The organism is Paenibacillus sp. MAHUQ-45 (assembly GCF_058133325.1).
Window position 1 is genome coordinate 25,763 of sequence record NZ_JBYUPV010000013.1, and the last position, 22,713, is coordinate 48,475.

The 22,713-nt window shown below is 47.3% G+C and carries 26 protein-coding genes and 2 riboswitches; of the genes, 4 read left to right on the forward strand and 22 right to left on the reverse strand.

The features are described 5' to 3' along the window. Window positions 1-16: 16 nt before the first annotated feature. The 3 genes from AC3Y23_RS23420 to AC3Y23_RS23430 all read right to left on the reverse strand — a co-directional run bounded on the left by AC3Y23_RS23420 (window position 17) and on the right by AC3Y23_RS23430 (window position 2,840). The gene (locus AC3Y23_RS23420) at window positions 17-811 is read right to left on the reverse strand and encodes an ABC transporter permease (RefSeq protein ID WP_379203967.1); all 795 of its coding nucleotides are present in this window, start codon (window positions 809-811) and stop codon (window positions 17-19) included. Between the two features lie 76 nt (window positions 812-887). Beyond that, on the reverse strand, window positions 888-1,931 hold the full coding sequence (locus tag AC3Y23_RS23425; RefSeq protein ID WP_379203613.1) for an ABC transporter ATP-binding protein: 1,044 nt from the start codon (window positions 1,929-1,931) through the stop codon (window positions 888-890). Window positions 1,932-2,057: 126 nt separating this feature from the next. Continuing rightward, the gene (locus AC3Y23_RS23430; RefSeq protein WP_379203615.1) at window positions 2,058-2,840 is read right to left on the reverse strand and encodes a GTP cyclohydrolase II; all 783 of its coding nucleotides are present in this window, start codon (window positions 2,838-2,840) and stop codon (window positions 2,058-2,060) included. Window positions 2,841-3,038: 198 nt separating this feature from the next. Between AC3Y23_RS23430 and catR the strand changes: the two genes are divergently transcribed. Continuing rightward, a complete protein-coding gene (gene catR / locus AC3Y23_RS23435; RefSeq protein WP_379203617.1) occupies window positions 3,039-3,365 on the forward strand; it encodes a catDE operon transcriptional regulator CatR in 327 nt (108 codons plus the stop codon). Window positions 3,366-3,468: 103 nt separating this feature from the next. Here catR and AC3Y23_RS23440 read toward each other — a convergent pair whose 3' ends face one another. From AC3Y23_RS23440 to AC3Y23_RS23455, 4 genes are read right to left on the reverse strand one after another with little or no spacing between them, the layout of a single operon-like run. Further along, window positions 3,469-4,356 carry an ABC transporter permease subunit gene (locus tag AC3Y23_RS23440; RefSeq protein ID WP_379203619.1) on the reverse strand — a complete coding sequence of 296 codons (888 nt, stop codon included), beginning with the start codon at window positions 4,354-4,356 and terminating at the stop codon, window positions 3,469-3,471. Beyond that, window positions 4,356-5,348 carry an ABC transporter ATP-binding protein gene (locus AC3Y23_RS23445; protein WP_379203621.1) on the reverse strand — a complete coding sequence of 331 codons (993 nt, stop codon included), beginning with the start codon at window positions 5,346-5,348 and terminating at the stop codon, window positions 4,356-4,358. The genes AC3Y23_RS23440 and AC3Y23_RS23445 overlap by 1 nt, the downstream gene beginning before the upstream one ends. After that, window positions 5,345-6,466, reverse strand: coding sequence for a hypothetical protein (locus AC3Y23_RS23450; RefSeq protein WP_379203623.1), 1,122 nt, complete (start codon window positions 6,464-6,466; stop codon window positions 5,345-5,347). The genes AC3Y23_RS23445 and AC3Y23_RS23450 overlap by 4 nt, the downstream gene beginning before the upstream one ends. A gap of 33 nt (window positions 6,467-6,499) precedes the next feature. Beyond that, window positions 6,500-7,018: a sigma-70 family RNA polymerase sigma factor gene (locus AC3Y23_RS23455; RefSeq protein ID WP_379203625.1), complete on the reverse strand. Its 519-nt coding sequence runs from the start codon at window positions 7,016-7,018 to the stop codon at window positions 6,500-6,502. Window positions 7,019-7,271: 253 nt separating this feature from the next. Here AC3Y23_RS23455 and AC3Y23_RS23460 point away from each other — a divergent pair, with 253 nt between their 5' ends. Beyond that, complete coding sequence (locus tag AC3Y23_RS23460; protein ID WP_175370154.1) at window positions 7,272-7,484, forward strand: hypothetical protein; 213 nt, start codon at window positions 7,272-7,274, stop codon at window positions 7,482-7,484. Between the two features lie 139 nt (window positions 7,485-7,623). Here AC3Y23_RS23460 and AC3Y23_RS23465 read toward each other — a convergent pair whose 3' ends face one another. From AC3Y23_RS23465 to queF, 5 genes are all read right to left on the reverse strand, one after another. Further along, window positions 7,624-7,938 carry a hypothetical protein gene (locus AC3Y23_RS23465; protein WP_379203628.1) on the reverse strand — a complete coding sequence of 105 codons (315 nt, stop codon included), beginning with the start codon at window positions 7,936-7,938 and terminating at the stop codon, window positions 7,624-7,626. A gap of 158 nt (window positions 7,939-8,096) precedes the next feature. Beyond that, window positions 8,097-8,819: a 7-carboxy-7-deazaguanine synthase QueE gene (queE, locus tag AC3Y23_RS23470; protein ID WP_379203630.1), complete on the reverse strand. Its 723-nt coding sequence runs from the start codon at window positions 8,817-8,819 to the stop codon at window positions 8,097-8,099. Beyond that, window positions 8,812-9,294, reverse strand: a complete 483-nt coding sequence (locus AC3Y23_RS23475; RefSeq protein ID WP_379203632.1) for a 6-pyruvoyl trahydropterin synthase family protein — start codon at window positions 9,292-9,294, stop codon at window positions 8,812-8,814. Before AC3Y23_RS23475 ends, queE begins: the two co-directional genes overlap by 8 nt. Continuing rightward, window positions 9,288-9,953, reverse strand: coding sequence for a 7-cyano-7-deazaguanine synthase QueC (gene queC / locus AC3Y23_RS23480; protein WP_379203634.1), 666 nt, complete (start codon window positions 9,951-9,953; stop codon window positions 9,288-9,290). The genes AC3Y23_RS23475 and queC overlap by 7 nt, the downstream gene beginning before the upstream one ends. Before the next feature lie 31 nt (window positions 9,954-9,984). Continuing rightward, entirely contained in the window at window positions 9,985-10,485 is a 501-nt protein-coding gene (gene queF / locus AC3Y23_RS23485) for a preQ(1) synthase (RefSeq protein WP_379203636.1), read from the reverse strand. A gap of 163 nt (window positions 10,486-10,648) precedes the next feature. Further along, a riboswitch (PreQ1 riboswitch) is annotated at window positions 10,649-10,692 on the reverse strand. A gap of 213 nt (window positions 10,693-10,905) precedes the next feature. Here queF and ymzB point away from each other — a divergent pair. Beyond that, window positions 10,906-11,241 carry a protein YmzB gene (gene ymzB, locus AC3Y23_RS23490; RefSeq protein WP_379203638.1) on the forward strand — a complete coding sequence of 112 codons (336 nt, stop codon included), beginning with the start codon at window positions 10,906-10,908 and terminating at the stop codon, window positions 11,239-11,241. Between the two features lie 116 nt (window positions 11,242-11,357). On the opposite strand, the gene murB is transcribed toward ymzB, so the two are convergent. After that, on the reverse strand, window positions 11,358-12,269 hold the full coding sequence (gene murB, locus AC3Y23_RS23495; protein ID WP_379203640.1) for a UDP-N-acetylmuramate dehydrogenase: 912 nt from the start codon (window positions 12,267-12,269) through the stop codon (window positions 11,358-11,360). Window positions 12,270-12,388: 119 nt separating this feature from the next. Between murB and AC3Y23_RS23500 the strand changes: the two genes are divergently transcribed. Beyond that, window positions 12,389-12,907, forward strand: a complete 519-nt coding sequence (locus AC3Y23_RS23500; RefSeq protein WP_379203642.1) for an NAD(P)H-dependent oxidoreductase — start codon at window positions 12,389-12,391, stop codon at window positions 12,905-12,907. 142 nt (window positions 12,908-13,049) lie between these two features. Here the strand turns inward: AC3Y23_RS23500 and AC3Y23_RS23505 are convergent, their stop codons facing one another. From AC3Y23_RS23505 to AC3Y23_RS23545, 9 genes are all read right to left on the reverse strand, one after another. Beyond that, window positions 13,050-13,856 (reverse strand): ABC transporter ATP-binding protein, encoded by an 807-nt coding sequence (locus tag AC3Y23_RS23505; protein WP_379203644.1) that lies wholly within the window; start codon window positions 13,854-13,856, stop codon window positions 13,050-13,052. 552 nt (window positions 13,857-14,408) lie between these two features. Further along, the gene (locus tag AC3Y23_RS23510) at window positions 14,409-16,226 is read right to left on the reverse strand and encodes an APC family permease (protein ID WP_379203646.1); all 1,818 of its coding nucleotides are present in this window, start codon (window positions 16,224-16,226) and stop codon (window positions 14,409-14,411) included. Between the two features lie 125 nt (window positions 16,227-16,351). Then, window positions 16,352-16,509: riboswitch (cyclic di-AMP (ydaO/yuaA leader) on the reverse strand. A gap of 214 nt (window positions 16,510-16,723) precedes the next feature. Next, window positions 16,724-17,170 carry a disulfide oxidoreductase gene (locus AC3Y23_RS23515; protein WP_379203648.1) on the reverse strand — a complete coding sequence of 149 codons (447 nt, stop codon included), beginning with the start codon at window positions 17,168-17,170 and terminating at the stop codon, window positions 16,724-16,726. Between the two features lies 1 nt (window position 17,171). Then, a complete protein-coding gene (locus AC3Y23_RS23520; protein WP_379203650.1) occupies window positions 17,172-17,888 on the reverse strand; it encodes a DsbA family protein in 717 nt (238 codons plus the stop codon). A gap of 224 nt (window positions 17,889-18,112) precedes the next feature. Further along, window positions 18,113-19,429 (reverse strand): hemolysin family protein, encoded by a 1,317-nt coding sequence (locus AC3Y23_RS23525; protein ID WP_379203653.1) that lies wholly within the window; start codon window positions 19,427-19,429, stop codon window positions 18,113-18,115. A gap of 330 nt (window positions 19,430-19,759) precedes the next feature. Beyond that, window positions 19,760-20,254 (reverse strand): spore coat protein GerQ, encoded by a 495-nt coding sequence (gene gerQ, locus AC3Y23_RS23530; RefSeq protein WP_379203655.1) that lies wholly within the window; start codon window positions 20,252-20,254, stop codon window positions 19,760-19,762. A 47-nt stretch (window positions 20,255-20,301) separates the two neighbouring features. Then, the gene (locus AC3Y23_RS23535) at window positions 20,302-20,724 is read right to left on the reverse strand and encodes a cell wall hydrolase (RefSeq protein WP_379203657.1); all 423 of its coding nucleotides are present in this window, start codon (window positions 20,722-20,724) and stop codon (window positions 20,302-20,304) included. Window positions 20,725-20,872: 148 nt separating this feature from the next. Further along, window positions 20,873-21,628 (reverse strand): SDR family NAD(P)-dependent oxidoreductase, encoded by a 756-nt coding sequence (locus AC3Y23_RS23540; RefSeq protein ID WP_379203659.1) that lies wholly within the window; start codon window positions 21,626-21,628, stop codon window positions 20,873-20,875. 125 nt (window positions 21,629-21,753) lie between these two features. Next, window positions 21,754-22,155: a DUF2500 domain-containing protein gene (locus AC3Y23_RS23545; protein ID WP_379203969.1), complete on the reverse strand. Its 402-nt coding sequence runs from the start codon at window positions 22,153-22,155 to the stop codon at window positions 21,754-21,756. Window positions 22,156-22,713 lie beyond the last annotated feature (558 nt).

The following is a 22,713-nucleotide window of genomic DNA, read 5'->3' on the forward strand; positions in this document are numbered from 1 at the left end:
AGTAATACAAGCTTCCTCAACCTCCCTGCACGAACAGACGCTTCCGCGCCGCATGGTATAGCCAGACAATTGGAATTAGAAGCAGCAGGAACCAAAGAACCTGTACTCCCAGTACATTCCATATTCCAACGCCCTGAACCCGTCCCGTGAATACGGAACCCGGCAGGTACGTGATTGCCTGAAACGGCAATACCTCAAGCACAGAGGACAGCCAGCCTGGGAACAAGCTGATCGGTACGATCAGACCCGAGAACAGATCGACGACAACACGTTTCATCCGCATCATGCCCTCATTATTTTCCACGAAGAAGGCTAGCAGACCGGTGATCACGTTAATCTGCGAGTTAATCAGGAAGCTGAAGAACAGCATAACCAGAAATCCGATCCAGGCAGACGGCTCTGTCGGCAGATTCACCGGGAACAGCAGCATGGCAATGGCCATGCCGGGGATCATGAACAGCATAAAGCGGAACATTCCCTCTCCGAGTCCCTGCATCATTTTGACCAGTACATAGTTATAAGGCCGTATGAATTGGATAGCGATGCTGCCATCCCGAATATCTGTCGAGATTTCCCTATCTAGGTTGTTAAAATAAAACGCACGCGCCATCCAGGAAACTGCAACATAGGTGGTCATCTGGGCAGCTGTAAAGCCACCAAGTGCCTGTCCGTCGCCGTAGATTGCTTTCCAGGTAAAATAATTGACCCCGATATTCAGCGTATAAATCAGGATACCCGAGTAGTAATTCACCCGGTAAGCCAGCATCGTCAGGAAACGGATGCGAATGAAATCCATATAGGCACCGAGCAGCAGCTTACGGCTGTTGCCCCCGGAATCGGGCCTGCGGGTGGAACCACCCGGGGATGAAGCGGCCACACCGAGCATTTTAGACATGAACAGCCTCTTTCCCGGCCTGCGCCCCTTGTGGTTTCTCGGCCGTGCCGGACTGGTAGATGCTGCGCACGATATCGTCCGTATTCGTCTCAATGATCTTGATGTCTGTGATGTCAGCCTGTCCGACCACGCGGCCCAGCACATCAGATACGTTCAGGTCCAGCGGAATCCACGCTTTGGCATTCAGGTCGTTCTCTGCAGACCAGGTCACCGGCATGCCATCCGTCCAATGGTTAAGCTGTCCGAGCTTGGTCGCCGTTCCGAATTGGAACAGCACTTCCCGGCCGGTCCCCCAGCGCTGCTTCAGCTCCTCCAGACCTCCGTCATAAATGATTCGTCCGTCGTCCAGCATAATGACCCGTGAGCACAATGCTTCAATATCCTGCAAGTCATGTGTCGTCAAGAGAATGGTCGTGCCATGCTCACGGTTCATATCCTTGAGGAAGTCGCGAATCTCCGATTTCACAACAATATCCAGTCCAATTGTCGGCTCATCGAGGAACAAGATCGAAGGATTATGCAGCAGCGCCGCCACAAGCTCACAGCGCATCCGTTGTCCCAGACTAAGCTTGCGCACCGGACGATTCAGCAGATCTTGCAGCGCAAGCCGTTCCACCAGCTCGTCCAGTCGCTTCTTGAAATCAGCTTCCGGTACACGGTACACCTTGCGCAGCAGTTGGAACGATTCGATGACGCCGATATCCCACCATAGCTGACTGCGCTGACCGAACACAACGCCGATATTACGTACAAACTTCTCGCGCTCCTCGTAAGGAATAAACCCTCCAACCGAAAGTACGCCGGAGGTCGGCACAAGAATGCCGGTTAGCATCTTGATCGTAGTGGATTTCCCCGCTCCGTTCTCCCCGATATATCCGCAGATTTCCCCTTCAGGAATCGTGAAGGAAATGTCCTTGACCGCAGTTACTTCGGTGTATTCCCTTTTAAATAAATCAGCGAAGGCCCCTTTGAGGCCCTCGCGGTTTTTCTGGACTTTAAATGTCTTTCTTAAGTCCTGCACTTGAATGGCAGCCATAATATACCTCGCTAAGCTAAGAGTTGAATGAACAGATTAATATTATAATGCACAACGTGGAAAAGCACTAGCCAAAATAAGCGGCTTCCAGTTTGTGTCTGGAAGCCGCTTTAGAAAATACTAGTATTAGACGATTCTAATATTGTCGCGCAGCTCACTGTTGGTATCGTCGTTTAGATGACCAGAGCGGGTAACTTTGGTGCGCAGATACTTCTCGTTGAAGGAGGAAACATCGCCCCAGAGCGGTACTCTCTTCACAGCATTCATTCCCGCTGCCTTCAAGGCTTCGAGCTTTCTCGGATTGTTGGTAATCAGAGTGACAGGTTTGTGGCGCAGATGCTGCAGCACGCTGATGGCATCGGAGTAGTTCCGGGAATCATCCGCAAAGCCAAGCTCCAGATTAGCCTCTACCGTATCATATCCTTCTTCCTGTAAAATATAAGCCATCGCCTTGCTGAACAGGCCAATACCTCTACCTTCATGGTTGGCGAGATAGAACAAAGCGCCTGAGCCATGCTCTACAATCATTTTCATAGATTGATGCAGCTGGAAGCCGCAATCACAGCGCTTGCTGCCGAAGATATCCCCGGTATGGCAGATACTGTGCATACGGATTAGCGCATCCTCAGAACCTTCAAAGTCGCCGTAGACCAGTACGCTCGACTGTTGACCTTCGGCAAGATTCAGAGAAGATAAACGTTTAATCAATGCTTCTGTAGCTTCCGGACTGTCTTCTTGAATTAGTTCTTCATCGGTTACTTTCATCCAGTTATACCATTTAAAAGTTACCGTCTCCCCGTCCAGGTTAACTGGCAACGTAATCGGGCCTACCAATATATTGGTGGACTCATCCATCGTAATCTTCTTGATCTTATTTTGCAGAATAGAAATGATATCAGGTTTAATCATGAGTACACCTTCCTTAAGTTCATCTATAGATTATGTTCGTTAAGCAAAATATTGCTGCAATTAGGCTGCACTAAACAAGTAACTATTTGTAAGTTAGTTTACCATTGTAATATAACTTCGTCAAGTTATAATATATATTTTAATATTTATAATTACTTTATGTAAGTTTATGATATAATGAATGCAGAGGTGATGCCAATGAATGATTTCGACATGTGTCCGCGCTTCGAGAAAGCCGTTGATCTTTTGAGCAAACGGTGGGTGGCCCTGATTGCTTTCGTACTCATCCCAGGCCCTCGTCGTTTTGGCGAAATTGAGAACTGTCTTTCGAACCTCAGCGGTAAAGTCTTGTCCGACCGTCTGAAGGAAATGGAGAATGAGGGAATTATCGAACGCAAGGTCTATCCGGAAATGCCGGTACGAATCGAATATTCGCTTACGGACAAAGGTCAAGCGCTAGCCCCAATTCTTGGGGAAATCAGCAACTGGTCTTCCGACTGGATCGAGCTTGGTGTAAAGATTTGATTCCCCGCGGCAAGCAAAAGCGCCCTTTATGACTTCCCATCATACGGAAGCCATAAAGGGCTGCTATTGTTATTGGAGGGATTACTGCGTCCATTGCGCTCACTCACAGATCTTTGCGCTGAAATATCCACAGGCCTACTATTAAGGCCACAATGGTATATCCAGCCGCATACATAACAAAAGTACCCGAAGGAACATTGGCAAAATTGTTGATTCCGAAGGCAGCAGTTTGCAGAGAAACTACGCTCCCCAGCTCTTTTAAATTGAATAGCTCGGATAACATCTTACGCTGCATGCCGTCTACCGGCATTAGTAGTGAAATGATTCCGGTCATATTTTTCAGTCTATCCATAATCTCAGGCTCCAGACCAACAGAGAACGCCAGCTTTTCAATCATTCCCCCCAGCCAGCCTGCTCCATATAGCATGGTCATGAATACACCATTCCCCAGCGCGGAGAACCAACCCGAACCCAGCATGGATACCGTCACCAGTATAGGAACCGCAGATGCAAACAATAGAAACGACAGGATCCATGCCACAGGTTCCATTGGTATTGCGGCATGGAATTTCGTGATCAACATTATGGCAACATATAAGAGCAAGGCATAACCCAGACCCAGTGTAACAAAACCCATCCAGCGACCCAGATACCATTTCCAGCGCGGGAGTGGCCGGGGCAATAAGGCTTGCAGCACCCCTTGCTCCGCTTCTCCGGCTATAGCTGAGAACGAACTGAAAATCGCCAAGAATGCCAACACGAACGAACCGAAGAAAAATCCTAGCGTCAGTATTATAGTACCGTTGGTAAACTTGGCGATCAGTAGTTCCGTATTACCTACTACCCATCTCTCTGGAGATATTCCGTGTTTACCCAGACTGGCTGCCACAAACCAAAAGGCTAGTAGAAAGACAACGGTCATCAACATTGTTAATACCATAACCCGCTTGCGAATCATTTCTTTCCAGGTCATTCCCATGATGATACCCATTATCGCTCACCTCGATGGTTAAGCCCTGATAGAGCGTTCACGAACCATTCTTCCAGACGTTCTTTTTTGCGTGAAACTTCATATAGTGTCATTCCCTGCTGGGTAATCAGCGAATTCAGCCAGCCCACCTGCTCTTCACTATCCAGCTCGGCTTCCAGCCAGACCACACTGTTCTCCTCTGCTTGCACTGGAGCAAAGCTATTTTGGCCTCGCTTCACTTCATCGGGGATGGCTGTTCTGATCTCAAATCCGGTCGTCTCATTCAACCAGGACAGCAAAAAAGGCGAATAGCCGCCAACTTTAAAAAGCCAGCTCATTCGCTTGTAAAGTACTTCGGATACACTCCCATGCCGCAGGATAACGCCATTATTCAGCAGCGCCATCTGGTCACACAGCAGCTCAACGTCCTCCAGAAGATGAGAATTAAGGAATAACGTCTTCCCTTGGCTTTTCAGCCTCTTCAGAATGCTGCGCACTTCACTCCGTCCAATCGGGTCCATAGCTGAAGAGGGCTCGTCCAAAAAGACGATTTCGGGATCACTCACCAGAGCACAGGCCAGTCCCAGCCGCTGCTGCATCCCCTTGGAATAGTGCTTGACCTTGTCACGGCTACGGATGCCGATCCCAACTTCATCCAGAACCTCGCGAACTCTCCTCTCAATGGAAGTGGACTCCACTCGGCTGAGCCGGGCATGCAGCCTGACCACCTCGTAGCCTGTCAGCCACTCCTGGTAACGGTACAATTCCGGCAAATAGCCGATCAGTGACTTGGCTTCCAGTGTACCGATTCTGTGTCCCATCAGAGAAGCGGTGCCGCTCGTTGGCTTAATCAGTCCCACAAGCATTTTGACAAACGTGCTTTTGCCCGCCCCGTTAGGGCCGAGGAAGCCAAAGGCTTCCCCTTTCCCTACAGTAATGGTGACATTTTGGCAGCCACGGCCGTTATCATACATCTTGCCAAGTCCTCTAGTTTCGATCGCAGCAACACTCATGATTGAATCAGCTCCTGCAGCTTCGCTATCATTGTCTCTTTACTACTAAACATGTTGCCTCCATTGAAGTTGAACAGCTGTCCATCTTTCACCCAAATAGCGTTGTAATAATTAGTGTCCTTACCCATAATGTATTTTTCCAGCATAACCTTAACACCAGCGACTTCAATCTGTTCGTTATTGTTGCCCACAACAACCGGCATCGGAATTTCACCTGACAGAACCCCGGTTTGTTCAAGGCTGCGCTTCAGGTTATCCGGAAGTAACGGAAAGTTGATTACAGCTTCCAGTGCTTCCTCTACTTCAATAGAAGGATCTACCGTCAAGATCGGCGTCTTCATTTGCTGTAAGCTTGCCCAGTCCGTTTTCTTCTCTCCTAATTGGTAGTTTACACTTTCAGGGATATGCAGCGTGATCGGCTTGCCATTCACTGATTCCGGCAGCAGCTTTACAGCTCCTAGACGCTTCATAACTTCATTTACCTTGTCGATATTCAAATCAAGTAAAAGATCTTGCGAAGGTGAAACGAATAGTGTTTTTTGAATGTTGTTCTGGAGTGCTGCACTTAAAGGAGAATAGCCTAAATTGTCCTGTACTTGTTCCGGAGACATTTCACCGTAGAAGGTACCTGGAGTACTTGTGAATGTTCCAAAACTATTTACAGCTTCATGAAAGTTGTCCGTGTCAGAAAGCTTGTAGAACATATCCCGCAGTTCGTTCTCGTTGACCGTTGTTACCGTCTCCATGCGGAACTGGTTCAGGATCGCAGCCATAGCCGTGTTGCCAATTGGAGTGGCAAGTATTACGGCAAGAGCAACCACACCAGCTGCGACTGTCACCCATTTGCTACGACGGGTCATTGTCCGGCGAGGTGCTGGCACTTTGTTCTCAATCGAGACATCCGAATCCGCGCTTATCCCGTCTTGCAGCGTCTCTTCTGTTGTTACTCCGGGAAAAACGCTTATCGCAGCAGCTCCCTCATCTATCGCCTGAGTCAACTCCCATTCACTCCAGCGGGGGTTCATCGGCTCCCCGGCAAGGGTGGCTTGCAATCTGGCCCATGCCTCGTCCGTTGCTTGTTTCTCTCTATCGTCGTTATTCAGGGGAAGTTTCGTCATCGGTTTCACCCTCCTTTAATCTGAATGAATTCACTAATCGATTTGTGGCTGAGATTTGGCTGCCGTTTTCCTCAATCTTGTCGTAGCCCGGTTAAGCAGCGTACCTACCACAGGAGCTTTTACCCCTAGCTCACCAGCGATTTCTGCATAACTGTAGCCTGAGTATTTGAGGAGCAGGACCTGTCGGTCACGCTCCGGCAATTCATCCAACCATTCCCGTACATCCTCCTGGTCCAGCTTACGGAGCATTGCGTCTTCACCAGTCAGGGGACCAGCTTCACTGCCTAAGAATAGTTCCTGCTTATCCTGCAGCCGTCGTTCTCTGGCCTTCTTGGTCATATAGTCATATCCGATCCGGGTAAGTACCCTATGGAGCCATGCGCCCAGGGCTGCAGGATCATCTGGCGGACTACGATACAACCTCAGGAACACATCCTGTGCCAAATCGTCCGCAGCACCCTCATCTCTGACCAGCGCAACCAACTTACGCCTTACAATGGGATAGTGTTCATAGAATATATTTTGAAATATTTCTGATTCCGGAATATTCATTGTTTATACCTCCTTATCCGCTGCAGCTATAAGTAAGACGGCTAACAGCCTTTTTTTGTATCAGAAGGATTAGAAAAAAATCATTTTTATCTTAACACATGCAAAAAGACAGCCCTTTAAAAGAGCTGTCTTTTACTTTTTCCAGTCTAATGCTGGAATAAGCTAGAAATCTTCACAATTTGCTATTGAATTATCTAGTAAAATATAGTAATTTTAAGTAGGCAACTAAACCAAATCGAGAGGCGGAATTAAAATGGAAAAAATGTGTATGGAAATGATGATGAGTATGTGTATGGAAGACATGATGGCTAAGATGAACACCATGAAGATGTGCATGGAAAAGATGTCTGAAATGAACATGATGGACATGGATATGGACATGATGATGAAGAAAATGCAAGACTGCGATGAAATGATGACAATGTGCATGACCATGATGCGTGAAGGAATGCAAATGTCTAAGTAATTCCATTGTCTGATTTATTTTTCTTAATCAAGTGAATCCCCAAAATTCACTTTACAAGAAGACCATCTAGTCTTGGCAGAGCAGACAACTGCATGCCATTTTTTTATGTTCACCTATTTCTTGCGTATCTCTTCCCCTACTATCTAATACCGATATATTTACTCTGAATCACCTTCGCTAGTCTGATCCGTTCCAGCTTAAGCTCCCAGATCTTCTCTTTCAGCGAATTCTGATCCTCTGTAGGCTCATTCTCACGCAGCTTGTTGAACAACTCCACCAATACTGCATTAACATCGTCAAATTGTTCCCACAATTCCCGGACACTTTCTTCTCTTTGACTCTGAGCGGATGCTGCCGGAAGGTTCTTCAAAGTCTCGATGATGTCAGCCTGCCACTGTCCATCGTTAATTGCTTTGGCGTAATTTAAAAGATCCAGATAATCATCGACTGACATGTGTACCGACTCCTTACTCTCTGTATACCAAGTATTATACTCGGTATTAAGGAAATTGCAATGCTTTATTCATAAAAAATTGTAAAATCTTCTTTTCTACTATAAAAAAGCCCGGCCCCTCCACACGGAGGAAACCGGACCTGACTTTAGTGAACCTATTACTTGCCTTGTTTATTATGCCAGATTAAGGCATGTAATTGGGGTAGTACCCGCACTCGATTCAACGCAGGGTCGGCGATTACCTTGTTGAACAGCCATTCCAGGCGCTTTAGAAGCCTTCCCGAGATGTCACCAGCCTCCGTAACGTCTTCATTGCCCGGTTGTAAGAAGAGCTGTACATCCTCATACCTTCGGTGAACGGATTTGGCATATTCCAAATCTTCCTCTCCAAAGACCACGACCTTCAGGTTATGTGTCGCGCGTTCATGATTCCTCATGTTTCCCAAAATGCGGTCCAGCACATCCCAATCCGTCTTCATTCCCGAGCTTGGCGGCTTCGGACTGATGGTTAAGACATCCACATCGTAGAACCAATCCTGCCACCGGCTCCCTTGCGTTTCGATTGCTACCTGGATGCCTTTTCTATGAAGAAGGTCGATGAAATGCTTCATCCCCTCACCAATTAGTGCCGGGTTGCCTCCAGAAATTGTGACACTATCAAAATTGCCGTCAGCCAGGACCATCAACTCTTCTACAATCGTTTCCGGTTCCAGCATGCGGAGCTTGTCTTTAGCAGACCCATCCCAGGTAAAAGCCGAGTCGCACCAGCTGCAGCGGTAATCACAGCCGTATGTGCGTACGAACATCGTTTTCACCCCGATGACCGCACCTTCGCCCTGAATGGTCGGACCAAAGATCTCGATGACCGGTAGCTTACTCACAGTCACACCCCCCATAGCGGCGGTAGGACGGCCCTTCTAGCGGAATATCTTCCGCCAATACTTCGGCCCATGACGTTGGCGTCTCCCAGAGCTTCACAGAATATAGCGGCAGCCCGGCTTTCTTCAACTCATAGGCCGCATAGGCTGACAAATTCTCGGCTGTCGTGCGGAATGAGAGATGTGCGACTTTGGAGCCAGAGCTGTACAGTGACTCAAGAACAGGTTCATTGCCTGTGGCGAGAAAAGCATGATCCAGACGATCAATCAGCACCTCCCGCACCCTTGCCTTGATCTCGCTAAAGTCAATAACGAAGCCTTCGTCAGAATGCCCCTCCTGCACTGAGGGAATGCCTTTCAGAACGACCTCCAGCTTGTAGGTATGGCCGTGAAGATTGCTGCACTTCCCCTTGTGGCCGACAAGCTGGTGGGCAGCGTCAAAAGTGAAGATTTTACATACAGAAACCTCGTTCAGCATGAGTCACCCTTCTTTCGCTCCCCTTCATACTGCGTCAGCCCACGACTGCGCAGCAAGCACGCGGGACAAGTCCCGCAGCCGCTTCCAATGATCCCGTTGTAACAGGTCAGCGTGCGCTCACGGATATAATCAAAGTGGCCCAGTTCGTCGGCCATTTTCCAGGTTTCTTTTTTATCCAGCCACATCAGCGGTGTATGAATTACGAATTCGTAGTCCATAGACAGATTTAGCGTCACATTCAGCGATTTCACGAACATATCACGGCAATCCGGATATCCGCTGAAATCAGTCTGGCAGACGCCTGTCACGATATGGTGGTACCCAAGCTGCTTAGCAAGAATTGCCGCAAAAGATAAGAATAACAGATTGCGTCCATCCACAAAGGTGCTGGGAAGCTCATTCTCCACTCCATCTTCAATAGCGATATCCTCCCGTGTCAATGCGTTGGGTGCCAGCTGATTTAACAGTCCTAAATCGAGAATATGTTGCTTCACTTTAAAATCGGCGGCGATTTGCTGTGCCACTTCAATTTCAGCGGCATGCCGCTGATTATAATTGAACGTGACTACCTGGACTTCATCATAGTGTTGAAGCGCCCAGATCAGACAAGTCGTGCTATCCTGGCCGCCGCTGAAGACAACCAATGCTTTGTTATTCATTTTCGAAATCTCCTTTTTTTACAAAATAGGGTTAGCGGTTATCCACTTTCTCCGGGTAGAGGTCATGATTCAGCAGGCGGTGCTCCGCCATAGCTTCATACTTCGTTCCCGGACGTCCCCAGTTGCAATAAGGATCAATCGAAATGCCTCCACGTGGGGTGAATTTTCCCCAGACTTCAATGTAACGTGGGTCCATCAGGCTGATGAGATCGTTCATGATGATATTGACGCAATCCTCATGGAAATCCCCATGATTGCGGAAACTGAACAAATACAGCTTCAGCGATTTGGATTCCACCATTTTTTGCTCCGGGATGTACGAAATGTACAGTGTCGCAAAATCCGGCTGGCCCGTAACTGGGCACAGACTGGTGAATTCCGGGCAATTGAACTTGACAAAGTAATCGCGTCCAGGGTGCTTGTTATCGAACGACTCCAGCACTTCTGGCGCATAGCCAAATTGGTATTGTGTTCCCTGATTGCCCAGCAGTGTAACTTCCTTCATTTCATCTTTCAATCTTCCTTCGGACATGACAAAAAATCCCTCTCTTTTCCTTCGGCCAACGCCGGAATTGGAAAGAAGAACGAGATTTCGAAAACCTGGCTCTACTAAGAATAAACGAGTGCCGACCAATGGACAGAGCAATCCCGTTTATACGCGGAACATCATTCGCTATAGCATCTGACGTCCCTTAAGGGTCTTAGTTTTTTATAGAGGGAGTTTGCGAACCTCTCCTGCGCACATGGCACAGACTTCTTCTTTAACAGATATACTGCGTCTTGAACTATACCATGGGGTATGCTGGATGACAAGTATAAAAAATATAATGATTAAATGGATTGATCATTAATGTGATAAACTATTTTGCCAGCGAAAAAATGACGGATTCATTCTTGGCGAACAGGGTAACTTATAGCCTATAGATCATCTTGTAAAGGATGGGATTAGGTTATGGAACAGCAGGTACAGCAGTTCTCGGATTGGCTGAATACACAGGTGAACAAGACAATTGTCATTGAGAAGCAGGAGCTTTCCGATACGGACACCATTCATTTCAAGCTGGAAGCCGTCGATTTTCGTGATGCGGATGATGTCATTGATGATTATCTGGACAGTGCACTGATTCTCAGGGGCTCGGGAAGCACCTTGAACAGAGATGGCGAATTGGTGCGCTTGCCCCAGGCCAACTTTGAAATTGCAGTCAGTGGGCTGCAGCTGAATCGCTCGGACGCGGAGATCGCAGAGGTGAAGACAGACCGTGCCCATTACACCCTGTCTAAAGAATGACACCTCGGGCTATATAACACCCTCATGTATTTTGTAACAAGAAAACAGCGCTTAATTCGATTAGGACGACAAAGAGGCTACGGATACTTGCCCGCAGCCTCTTATTCCATATTTCACTACTCTTCGCCGATAATCTCCACTTCGGTTTCCAGCTCTACACCAAATTTATCCTTCACGATTTCTCTGACATGCTGGATCAGACCGATATAGTTGCTGGCCGTGGCGTGATCAACATTTACGATAAAACCAGCGTGCTTACGGGACACCTCGGCACCTCCAATGCGAGTTCCCTGAAGCCCGCTTTCCTGGATCAACTGCCCGGCAAACCGTCCTGGAGGACGCTTGAAGACACTGCCACATGATGGATATTCCAGCGGCTGTTTCGATTCCCTAAGGAACGTCAGTTCATCCATAACCGACTTGATGGCTGTAGCTTCCCCCGGCTGAAGAGCAAACCGTGCCTCCAGAACAACGTATTCGCCGCTTGAGAAGATGCTCTTCCGGTATCCCCACTGCATTTGGTCACCCTGAAGCGTAATCAGTTCACCGGCCTTGTTCAAGACAACAGCGCTGTGTAGTACATCTTTGACCTCACCACCGTAGGCTCCTGCGTTCATATAAAGAGCGCCTCCTACTGTGCCAGGGATACCGCAAGCAAACTCTAGACCCGCCAATCCCTGATCCAACGCATAGCGCGATACATCAATAATTTTGGCACCGCATTCTGCATACAACAGTCCGTCACGCACTTCCATGCCTGTCAGGTCCGAGGTCTGCAGCACAATGCCGCGTATTCCCCCGTCGCGAATAATGACATTGGAGCCATTGCCAAGTACCGTGAGCGGAATATGCTGCTCATTCGCATATGTAACAATTTTCTGAATTTCCTCATAAGTAGCGGGAGCTGCCAGTATATCTGCTCTTCCCCCCATTTTGGTAAAGACCCGGTCCTTTAATTCTTCATTACTTTTAACGACGCCTGCTGTGACCAGCGCTTGCAGATCGTCCTGAACTTTACTGATATTCATATTGCATACCCCTTTGATGGAATAGAAATAAACCCGCTTGACGGGACATAAACATGTAACTATAATGATTACAGGTCAACCATTAAAAATTAATTTCATTATGGAAAGGAAGTTAACTCATGTCAACTTTAGTTATCGTAGCACACCCCAACCTTGAACAGTCCAAGATCAATAAATACTGGCAGGAATACCTCAAAGCGAATACAGATGTTACAGTGCACAATCTTTATGAAACGTACCCTTCGGAGACTATTGATGTGGAGCGTGAGCAGAAGCTGGTAGAACAGTATGACCGCATTGTGCTTCAATATCCCTTCTATTGGTACAGCACACCGCCGCTTTTAAAAAAATGGTTTGATTCCGTACTTACCTACGGCTGGGCTTATGGCGAGAACGGCAATAAGCTGCATGGCAAGGAATTGCAGATTGCATTGTCTACCGGCGGCAACAAGGAAGCTTATTCACCAACCGGGTATAACAAATTCAGTATTGAAGAGCTGCTTAGACCTATTGAAGCTACTTCCAATCTCATTGGCACGAAACTACAGCCTTACTTCGTTCTCGGTGGCGCAATGACCATTACAGATGAAGAAATTCAGGCTTCTGCAATCGAATATGCCAAACTAATCACTACTTAAGATATAAGGGTAGATGATCAGGCAACCACAACTTTAACAACGAACAGGCTCCCTTGTCAATGACGGGAGCCTGTTCTTCTATACATATATTCATATTATGGATGATTTTATGGCAATATGACCTTTTTCCGCCTCAAGGCTGCTATAATCCAACAGCTTTGTAGGCTGCAAGCTCATACGGAAGGCACAACGGCACGCCCGTGCGCGGATCAGGTACGATATCGGCCTCGATTCCGAATACTTCACGCAAGACCGGTGGGGTCATTACGTCAACGGGTGCTCCTTCGCTAATCACTGTACCGGACTTGATCGCCACCATATGCTGAGCGTAGCGGGAAGCATGGTTCAAATCGTGAACCACCATGATGATGGTACGGCCCTTCTCTTCATTCAGCTTTTGCAGCAATTGCAGCACTTCCAATTGATGCGCCATATCAAGGAACGTTGTCGGTTCATCCAGGAACAGGATATCTGTCTCTTGAGCCAATGCCATGGCAATCCAAGCCCGCTGACGTTGTCCCCCGGAGAGACGATCAATCGGGCGGTCATGGAAGTCCGCCATACCGGTCTCAGTGATCGCATTAGAGATAATCGCACGATCTTCCGGTGTCAATGTACCAAAGCCCTTCTGATGCGGATAACGTCCGTAGCTGACCAATTCCGCTACGGTAAGTCCGTCTGGTGCTGTTGGATTCTGTGGCAAAATCGCCAGCTGACGAGCTACTTCTTTGGTGGAGAGATTATGAATGGATTTGCCGTCCAGCATTACACTGCCGCTCTTCGGCTTCATGATCCGTGCCATCGTCTTTAGAATCGTCGACTTCCCGGAGCCGTTAGCCCCAACCAGCGCTGTTATTTTCCCTGTTGGAAGTGTCAAGTTCAATCCCTTGACGATAGTGGCTTCCGAGTACCCGATACTTAGCTGTTCTGTATTCAAACGTTCTGACATGATCTTCACTCCCTGTAGTTTTTCGGGGGATGCCCGTTATTATTGGATTTGCATAGTATATTAAGCTCTTGACTTGACTAATAAGTATAAATAATAAGGTGCGCCGATTACAGCCACTATATATTGGTATAATCTATAGAATTCGAATCCTGAGATGAAGCCGTTCAACGACTTGTCTCGTTAATGAGTAATAACAAGAATCATTCTCATTATCGCAAATATATGAAATATGTACAATATCCTAATGACGAAAAACTTCAGCAGATCCATCCAGATCAGCATCAGAGCTGCTAAACTCGCCATCGCCAGCTTTGTACTGCCAGCTTTATTTCTTTTTAATGCAAATATTCAAGATCCCCCTTGTATGCACTTCCCTCATATTCTAGAGTCATTCCCTCTTATCTTAACTCTTTTAAATGATATTGATTCTCATTATCCATGTCAACATAAATATTAAAAATTCTGCACGGTTAGCGCTCTTTGACACAAACAATACAAAATAAAAAAGAAGCCGCATCGCGACTTCTCTTATAGAGTACAACTACTTCCGAGCTATTTGTTCAAATGATAAGGTACTGTGGCGACCACAACATCCTTTTGGTTCATTAAGTAGGAACGAATCAGAAAACTGGTCTGATTGTGCAACAGAGCCTGCCACCAATGCTTCGTAATGAACTGCGGAATCAAGATCGTGATATGATCCGTTGAAGCGGTCTTCCACTCCACGGTATCGATGAACTTAAGCAGCGGGCGGATAATGCTACGGTACCTGGAGCGCAGGACGATCAACCGCACACCCGGATTCCATTCTTCCCACTTCTGCTCCATCCGGTGAATCTCCTCTTCATCAAAGCCGACGTACACAGCAACCACATTATCCGTTAACGACTTGGCGTAGCTGAGCGAATGCAGAACGGCACGAGTAACGCCAGCTACCGGCACAACCACGGTGCTTCCTTTAATAACTGGTTTATCTTTGTCGAGACAGATACGCAGCTGATCCGCTGTATTCATGTAGTGACCATGTATGCGGTAGAACACGAACATTACAATTGGCAGGAAGATAAAGGCCATCCACACACTGGAGAATTTGGTGATGATAAAAATAAGCGTAATCGTCAATGTCGTCAGCATGCCGATGGTATTGACAGCAAATTTACTTTTCCAGCCTGTCGGCTTCAATTTATACCAGCGAACCATCATGCCGAGCTGCGACAGTGTAAACGGAATGAACACACCGACAGCATACAGCGGGATCAATCCTTCTGTATTCCCGTGAAATGCCGCTACCAAGAGTGCAGACATCACACCGAGGAAAATAATCCCATTCGAGAAACCGAGCCGGTCACCACGGACCATGAACGCATGCGGCATGTATTTGTCTTTAGCGAACATGCAGGCAAGCAGCGGGAACGCTGAGTAAGCGGTATTCGCTGCCAGGAACAATATAACAGCGGTAATCCCTTGAATGAAGAAATACAGCACACCGCGTCCAAAGGTGGATTCCGTGATCTGGGATACAACAGTAGCTTTCTCGTCAGGCACAATGCCATACCAGTAAGCCAGGACGGTTATGCCCGTGAACATGATCCCCAGAATGATGCCCATGGCCATCAGGGTTTTTGCCGCATTTTTCTCAGCAGGCGCTTTAAAGTTCGGAATCGCGTTAGATACTGCCTCGACCCCCGTCAATGCTGAACAGCCGGAGCTAAACGCCTTCAGGAGCAAGAACAAGCTGACATTGGATACCGCCGTCCCGATCTCGGGAACATGAGCATGAGCACCGCCCGTAGCATATTTTATAACCCCTGAAATAATTAAGACGAAAATGGAAATAACAAACAGGTATACCGGAACAGCGATAAAGGATGCGGATTCGGTTACACCGCGTAGATTAAGTATCGTTAGAATGATAATTACGGTAACTGCAATAAGAACGGTATGACCATGCAAGCTTGGAAAAGCCGATGTAATCGCATCTGTACCTGCTGAAGCACTTACTGCAACCGTTAGAATGTAATCCACTAACAAAGAGCCGCCAGCCAAAAGCCCGGTCGGAACGCCTAGATTGTTCTTAGCTACGATATAAGCACCGCCGCCTTGTGGATAAGCAAAGATCGTCTGCCGGTAAGATAAAATCAGAATCGCCAGCAGGCCCAATACGGCAAGTGCAATTGGCAGTGAGTACCAGATCGCGGTGAACCCTGCAGCGACCAGTACAATCAGAATTTGTTCCGTTCCGTAGGCCACAGACGAGAGCGCATCTGAAGACAGAACAGCCAGTGCTTTCACCTTGGATAACTTTTCATGATCGAGTTCGTTGGATTTCATCGGACGTCCGATCAAAAGTCGTTTTACTTTGCTTACCATTGTAGAAACAGTTCCTCTCTTTGTGAGTTGAATCGGTCATACCGTGCGCCGTTTTCACGGGTGGATTTCATAAATGCAGGCACAAAAACAAGCATACGGAAATGATCCGCATGCCTGGGGCATGGTCATTATCCCACCTTTGCTTACGAGGTTAGCTGGCGGATTCGGGCTGTGGTAGCCCTACGGTTCGGCCGTATAGGCCCGTTCCGATTCACCCCTTTGGCAACGCTCTGCCAAGATTGGTTCCCCCGTTTTTCCTAGGAAAATTCAGCGCATATTCAACTTCTCACAAGGTCTAATATTAGTCTACAAAGTGCATCCAGTAAAGCGGTGAAAAAAATGAAAAAAGAATGAAAAAACATTCAAAACCCGCAAATTTTATATCGGGAACTGTCCGCTCTTTCATTCTCTTCTATTATCCCTTCAGCCCGTGTTTTTATAACATTTTTACGTTATTTGTGACGAAACAGCAGGGAATATTTATTGGTTGTACTTGCTTATGCTTCTTCTGTTTCCTGCTCCAGCGGCTTGCGGCCGAACCAGAGCAAAATCGTGATCAAAGTAAAGGCGATAAGCGCCATAAACGGAATGGTGATAAAACCAAAATAATTCAAATAATCTTTGTTACAAGGTACTCCCACTGTGCAGGGAATAATCTTACTTAGAGCAGGAATCTTCTGTTCTGCATAGTGATACAGTGAAATGCTTCCCCCAATAATGCTCAGCGGCAACACATAAGGAATAATGCGCTTGTCTCCCCGGTACGTAGCGATCCCTAGCAGAAATAACTGAGGATACATAAAGATGCGCTGGAACCAGCAGAGCTTACAGGGCTCATACTTTAGAACCTCGCTTAAATAAAGGCTGCCTGCCACGGCCACCACTGACACAAACCAGGCCAGGTAAAGAGCGTTACGGCGGCAAAATAGGGAGAATTTATTCATTTCACTTGGCCTCCGCCGCTTTGGCTGCAGTATTTACTTCCGCCGAAATGGCGTCAAAGTTAAACGGTTCTGCGGACTTCACGCCATTAATGAAGATGGTTGGCGTATTATTAACCCCTGCGTCGGAAGCTGTCTTGATGTCTCTTTGCAACTCGTCATAATACGTACGTTCCTTAATATCCTTACGTAGCAGCTCCAAATCAATGTTCAGCTTTTCCTTCTCAGCTAAGCCTACCAGATAATCCTCAGTAGCCCACTTGGCATTCTCATCTCCTTGATTTGCATATACAGCATCAAAGAACTTCCAGAACTCATCGGCATTCTGATGATAAATGGACAGAGCGGCGAGTGAAGCTGTTTCGGAATCAGGACCGATAAAGGCCATATTCACAAAATAAAAAGAGGCTTTTCCTGGCTCAACCAGTTCCTTCACGATTTGCGGTTTGATTAACCCCGTGAATTGGGCACAAGCGGGACATTTGAAGTCTCCAAACTCTACAATTTTGACCGGCGCATCCTCTTTACCCAGTCTAGGCAGCTCACTGTAATTGAAGCTCGTTGGTTCTGCCGCTGTAGTGGTGGAGGAAGAATCCTTCGCTGCCATCATAAATAGGACTACAAAAATAATGACTACAAAGGCAATCGTACCAATAACAAACATTCTGTTCGTCTGTTTCTGTTTTTCTTGTTCGTCGCGGTTTCTCTTCTGATTGCTCATCTGAGAAGCCGCTGGACTCTTCTTCTTAGGTTTGCTCAAGGATCGTTCCTTTCTGTCCTTTGTGGACGGGCGTAGTATAATATTTTAAAATTATATAATTAAAGAACTCTCTTTGGCAATCGATAGTATTGGTTTGTGGCAGGTAGCGTGTCAACGTAACAAAAAAAGGCACAGCGCCATTAAATGACGCTATGCCTTGTTCTATTTATCTATGGGGTGCCGAACTAAGCTCCGGCTTCTTCAGCGAGAATCTCTACCTTGAGCAGCTTGATTCGGGAGATCCGCTTATGGTCCATTTCCTCAACACTAATCAAATGATTATCAAATGTTATGGACTGACCCTTCTGCGGCGGATTCACTTCCAGCTTGGAGTACAGCCAGCCACCTAGGGTGTCATAATCATCGGTCTCCATGTGAAGGCCCAGAAGGTCATTGATCTCCTCGATCAGCATCAAGCCATCGATGGAGTATTCATCCTCCCCCAGCTTCTCCACGCCGGGGCGCTCCTCATCGAATTCATCCTGAATTTCCCCTACGATCTCTTCCATAATGTCTTCCAGGGTAACCATCCCAGAGGTGCCGCCATATTCATCAATGAGGATGGCAATCTGGGTCTTGGCCCGCTGCATCACCTTGAGCAATGCACTGATCTGAATCGATTCTGGTACGGTAAGGATTGGGCGAATCAATTCATGATACTGGGGAACACGTTCCCTGATCAGGTCCTTGATGTGAATGAAGCCTAGAATATGGTCCTTGTCGCCATCACAGACGGGGTAGCGAGTTCGCATACCTTCAAAAGCAATATTAATGTTCTCTTCCACGGATAGATGATTGTTCAGACAAATCATTTCTGTACGCGGAATCATGATCTCTCTAGCCATCGTGTCGGCAAATTCAAAGATATTGTCAACCAGCGTCATTTCAGTGTTGTCGATCAGTCCGCTTTTATTGCTTTCCTGCATCAGAATCCGAATCTCTTCCTCCGTATGGGCTGTTCCAAGCTCAGATGGAGGCGTCAGGCGGAACAGGCGTAGCAAACCAAGTGCGAGATTGTTGACAACCCAGATGAATGGAAACATCAGCTTGTAAAAAACATTCATCGGTCTCGCGGTTAGCAGAAGTACAGCTTCAGCCTTGTTGACAGCAATCGTCTTCGGTGCAAGCTCGCCAAGCACAATATGCAGCACAGTAATTAGCATGAAGGCAATAATCAGAGAAATGACATAAACAGCTGTTGTGCCAAAGCCTATACTGACCAGTAGCGGACCAACCAGTGTCGCAATAGCCGGTTCACCGAGCCAGCCCAGCGCGAGTGATGCCAGGGTAATTCCAAGCTGACAAGCCGACAGATAGGCATCCAGGTTGTGAACAATCGGTTTTGCAGACAGCGCTCGTTTGCTGCCCTCTTCAATAAGCGAATCAATGCGCCCGCTGCGCACTTTCACCATTGCATACTCCACGGAAACAAAAAATCCGTTCAGCAGCACCAATACAATCATTAAACCTACATTTAATATACCGGGTAAAGGATCACTCAAATTTTGCTCCTATCCACCGTTCTCACACGGGCGGATAGGCCCACCTCCTTCGTTTTCTCAAAATGTCAGCATGTAAATCGTCAGTATTCACCATCAATTCCCCAATGCTTTCAGCTCCTGTCTATAGTCACGAATATAAATATATACATTATTATATATTTATAATCTACACAGTCAAACCGCAGCGTATGACGGCATAATGAGGTTTCGCCTCAATTCTTTGACTTTTACTGATGAATTTGAGCTCTCAAGCGATATTCAAGCTGTTTCCAGCCTTTTCATAACAAAAGCCTCTCTCCAGTAGAGCGGAGAGAGGCTTAAAAATCAATTTTAGCGATAGTAACGCGTACCAACGTTGCCAGGAACACCAGGATATTGATAAGTAAGAGGTTCGTCGAACGTCGCGTAATCGAAATTGATCATAAGTAACATAATGCGCTGTCCTGTTGTCGGGTCGCTGATGATGATGTGGTCACGTCCGGCCGCTTCTAATTTACCCTTGAAGATTTTGGCGTTCCAGTCCTTGTTGTTCTCATAGGTCATGTAGAATGTGCCAACCTTGCCTAAATTCAAGCGCAAAATATTCTCGATGTAGGATTGTTCATAGACAGGGGGGGCTGGAGTTGAAACCACAGTTCCTGCTGGAGTCATCGGACTCCCACTGGTTACCTGGGGAGGTACCGCTTGCATTGTGCCACCCATTGTTCCCATTGTTCCCATTGTTCCCATTGGGGCCATTGGCATGCTGCTTGTCGTACCCACGCTGCCTGAAGATACACTTCCGATCGTGTAAGTAACAGGACGGTAAGGTTGTTGAGCGATCATTGATAAAAAACCTCCTAAAAATTATTCGGGAGCTTGCGCCCCCGGGCCTAATACACGGCTGGACAGTCTCCGGCGGTCGGAGCAAAGAAGCAATGGGCTTTAAAGCGGCCGGTGTTATCCTGATTGTACCAGGTGTCAGGGCAATCGCCCGCCGGACGGAAGAACCAAAGAGCATTACTGGCAGGCCACGTCCGTTCTCCACCGATGGCTCTTCTGGCCAGACGGATATCGGCATCTCTCGCTCGCTGGTAAAAGTAACCCTTCGTCGGCGCTTCAAAACCTCCCGGACTTTGATACACCATATCATTGATATTGCGGATGTTTTTGAAGTCAAGGCAATTGCCCAAAATGCGGTTGACGCCGACATTGCCTACCATCAGCATCCCAAGATCTCCATCCTCCTCGGCTTCCGCTCTCATTAGCCGTGCCAGTACTCTTACATCTGCCGAGTTCGCTTTGATGACGGCCACACGCGTCCCTCCTTGTATAATGGCTACTTCGCAGAACAGCAATTTCGCTCTTTACTGCACGTTGTATTGTATGTGCATTCGCCTAAGAGGTGACAGTCCGCAGGCAATTTTAGCTTCACGGCCTTAATTTCAGTAGATTATGATTATCCTATGGCTCGTAGATCATCTTGCGGGTCATCCCGCCATCAATCACAAGCTGGGCGCCCGTCACGAAATTATTGCCTTCTGCGCTAAGGTATAGACAGGCACGGGCAATATCCTGCGAGGTGCCGACCCGGCCCGCTGGGTGCTGTTGGTGATCGATTTCACGCAGGCCGCTATAATCCTCTGTTTCAATCCAGCCTGGACTGATACAGTTTACAGTGATACCATCCGGCCCCAGTGAAATCGCCATGGCATGTGTAAGCGCGGTGATCGCGCCTTTGGAAGCTGCGTACGCTTCTGTATGAGGCTCTGACATTAGGGAACGTGTAGAGGAGAGATTGATCACAGCGCCCCCCTGCGGGTTCCCCTTCATGATTTTCGCTGCCTCACGGGTTGCCAGAAAACAGCTTCTTGCATTCGTATTCAAAACTTTGTCCCACGCCTCAGTCGAGAGCTCGTATATCGAGGCGGTATGTGGATTAGCGATCCCGGCATTGTTGATCAAAATGTCAATGGTACCAAAGGTTTCGACTGAACGCCGCATTAGAGCGACAATATCGGCCTCCCGGCTCACATCACATAAGACGAAGAGTGCCTTTCCCTCATGACTGGTAATTTCATTCACCGTCTGGCGCCCCCACTCTTCTTCCAGCTCAGCAACGACCACGTTTGCACCTTCCTTGGCATAGCTTATAGCTATGGCCCTACCGATTCCACGCCCTGCCCCCGTTACAATAACAGTCTTGCCCTTGAAGCTCATCCCTGTCACGTTCCTTTCATCTATATGAATTAGTAGACATCATAAATATCCCCCTGCTCCGTGAACCGGAAACAAGGGGATTGTACAGGAAGCATAAGAGTATTGCAACGGCTACCTAGAGATCTTTAAGAATGTCCGGCAGATGTAAAAGAAGGCAGGCGGCGGAATCCGTGATATCTGGTGCCCTGATAGCTAAGCAGTCCCCGGTCTCCTTCCACACTCATCCCGTATTCTGAGCCGTCCACCTTGAACTCCATTCGCGTTCCGTCCTCCAACTCATAGGTCAAATAGTAGTATGTTGTACTGGTCCGGCTCGATCCGCCTTCGTCCTGAAGCTGCTGGTGTTTGACTTCGCTTCGTTTGCTCACGATATGGGCAGGGGCAGTCAGCTGGGGCGAGCTATTGTTCCGACTCCATTGCAGCAGACCCCTGCCTGCAGATATAGCGACAATGCCAACCATCACAACGAGAAAGATCGGTATCACTGTTCCGGCAAAATCAAACATCCATGAAGGATCTGGGCCCATTCCCATGACATATTCCTCCTTATTCCCTGCGAGATTCCTCCGGCAGCCTGCTCCGGGCGTTCCTGTACATGTATATGCCTGTTCCAGCTCATACAGCATCAAGAGTTGCTTCGCGGCACAAGAAAATATACCATAGCTACAAAAAACACAAAAAGACCACTTCCTTCTTCTATCCTACAAGAAATGAAGTGGTCTTTAGTTATTCGATTGTGCTTCCAGGTTAAGCATGTACTAGGTCTAGAAAGTGCTTGGTTTCATCTTCTTCGATTGGAAGCATTCCGTTCTCTGCCCAACAGGCTCTGCATTGTTCTTCGGTCTCACACAAGTGTGCATCATCACAGTTGTAGCATAATTGCAGAAGGTTTCTAGTCATATAATCCGTTTCAAAAGTTGTCATAGTAATCGCTCCTATCGGATGGTTAGTTTGTGAAAAAAATAACTTTCTTTCTATGTGTTAAATATATCACAAGGTGAAGACTTTGTCATGTGATTTTTTTCACATTTATGAGGAAAATTTTAAATAAGTTTTTTAGAAAAAATAATACAAACAGCAGGCTC

What these genes read in the sequence shown, in the direction of transcription:
- AC3Y23_RS23450 (WP_379203623.1), bottom strand. Translation starts at nt 6,466, where the DNA reads ATGACGAAACTTCCCCTGAATAACGACGATAGAGAGAAACAAGCAACG.
- gerQ (WP_379203655.1), bottom strand. Translation starts at nt 20,254, where the DNA reads ATGATCGCTCAACAACCTTACCGTCCTGTTACTTACACGATCGGAAGT.
- AC3Y23_RS23500 (WP_379203642.1), top strand. Translation starts at nt 12,389, where the DNA reads ATGTCAACTTTAGTTATCGTAGCACACCCCAACCTTGAACAGTCCAAG.
- AC3Y23_RS23465 (WP_379203628.1), bottom strand. Translation starts at nt 7,938, where the DNA reads ATGTCAGTCGATGATTATCTGGATCTTTTAAATTACGCCAAAGCAATT.
- AC3Y23_RS23425 (WP_379203613.1), bottom strand. Translation starts at nt 1,931, where the DNA reads ATGGCTGCCATTCAAGTGCAGGACTTAAGAAAGACATTTAAAGTCCAG.
- AC3Y23_RS23445 (WP_379203621.1), bottom strand. Translation starts at nt 5,348, where the DNA reads ATGAGTGTTGCTGCGATCGAAACTAGAGGACTTGGCAAGATGTATGAT.
- AC3Y23_RS23430 (WP_379203615.1), bottom strand. Translation starts at nt 2,840, where the DNA reads ATGATTAAACCTGATATCATTTCTATTCTGCAAAATAAGATCAAGAAG.
- AC3Y23_RS23515 (WP_379203648.1), bottom strand. Translation starts at nt 17,170, where the DNA reads ATGAATAAATTCTCCCTATTTTGCCGCCGTAACGCTCTTTACCTGGCC.
- AC3Y23_RS23540 (WP_379203659.1), bottom strand. Translation starts at nt 21,628, where the DNA reads ATGAGCTTCAAGGGCAAGACTGTTATTGTAACGGGGGCAGGGCGTGGA.
- ymzB (WP_379203638.1), top strand. Translation starts at nt 10,906, where the DNA reads ATGGAACAGCAGGTACAGCAGTTCTCGGATTGGCTGAATACACAGGTG.
- AC3Y23_RS23505 (WP_379203644.1), bottom strand. Translation starts at nt 13,856, where the DNA reads ATGTCAGAACGTTTGAATACAGAACAGCTAAGTATCGGGTACTCGGAA.
- queF (WP_379203636.1), bottom strand. Translation starts at nt 10,485, where the DNA reads ATGTCCGAAGGAAGATTGAAAGATGAAATGAAGGAAGTTACACTGCTG.
- AC3Y23_RS23510 (WP_379203646.1), bottom strand. Translation starts at nt 16,226, where the DNA reads ATGGTAAGCAAAGTAAAACGACTTTTGATCGGACGTCCGATGAAATCC.
- AC3Y23_RS23455 (WP_379203625.1), bottom strand. Translation starts at nt 7,018, where the DNA reads ATGAATATTCCGGAATCAGAAATATTTCAAAATATATTCTATGAACAC.
- AC3Y23_RS23475 (WP_379203632.1), bottom strand. Translation starts at nt 9,294, where the DNA reads ATGCTGAACGAGGTTTCTGTATGTAAAATCTTCACTTTTGACGCTGCC.
- AC3Y23_RS23545 (WP_379203969.1), bottom strand. Translation starts at nt 22,155, where the DNA reads ATGGGCCCAGATCCTTCATGGATGTTTGATTTTGCCGGAACAGTGATA.
- catR (WP_379203617.1), top strand. Translation starts at nt 3,039, where the DNA reads ATGAATGATTTCGACATGTGTCCGCGCTTCGAGAAAGCCGTTGATCTT.
- queC (WP_379203634.1), bottom strand. Translation starts at nt 9,953, where the DNA reads ATGAATAACAAAGCATTGGTTGTCTTCAGCGGCGGCCAGGATAGCACG.
- AC3Y23_RS23460 (WP_175370154.1), top strand. Translation starts at nt 7,272, where the DNA reads ATGGAAAAAATGTGTATGGAAATGATGATGAGTATGTGTATGGAAGAC.
- AC3Y23_RS23520 (WP_379203650.1), bottom strand. Translation starts at nt 17,888, where the DNA reads ATGAGCAATCAGAAGAGAAACCGCGACGAACAAGAAAAACAGAAACAG.
- AC3Y23_RS23440 (WP_379203619.1), bottom strand. Translation starts at nt 4,356, where the DNA reads ATGGGTATCATCATGGGAATGACCTGGAAAGAAATGATTCGCAAGCGG.
- murB (WP_379203640.1), bottom strand. Translation starts at nt 12,269, where the DNA reads ATGAATATCAGTAAAGTTCAGGACGATCTGCAAGCGCTGGTCACAGCA.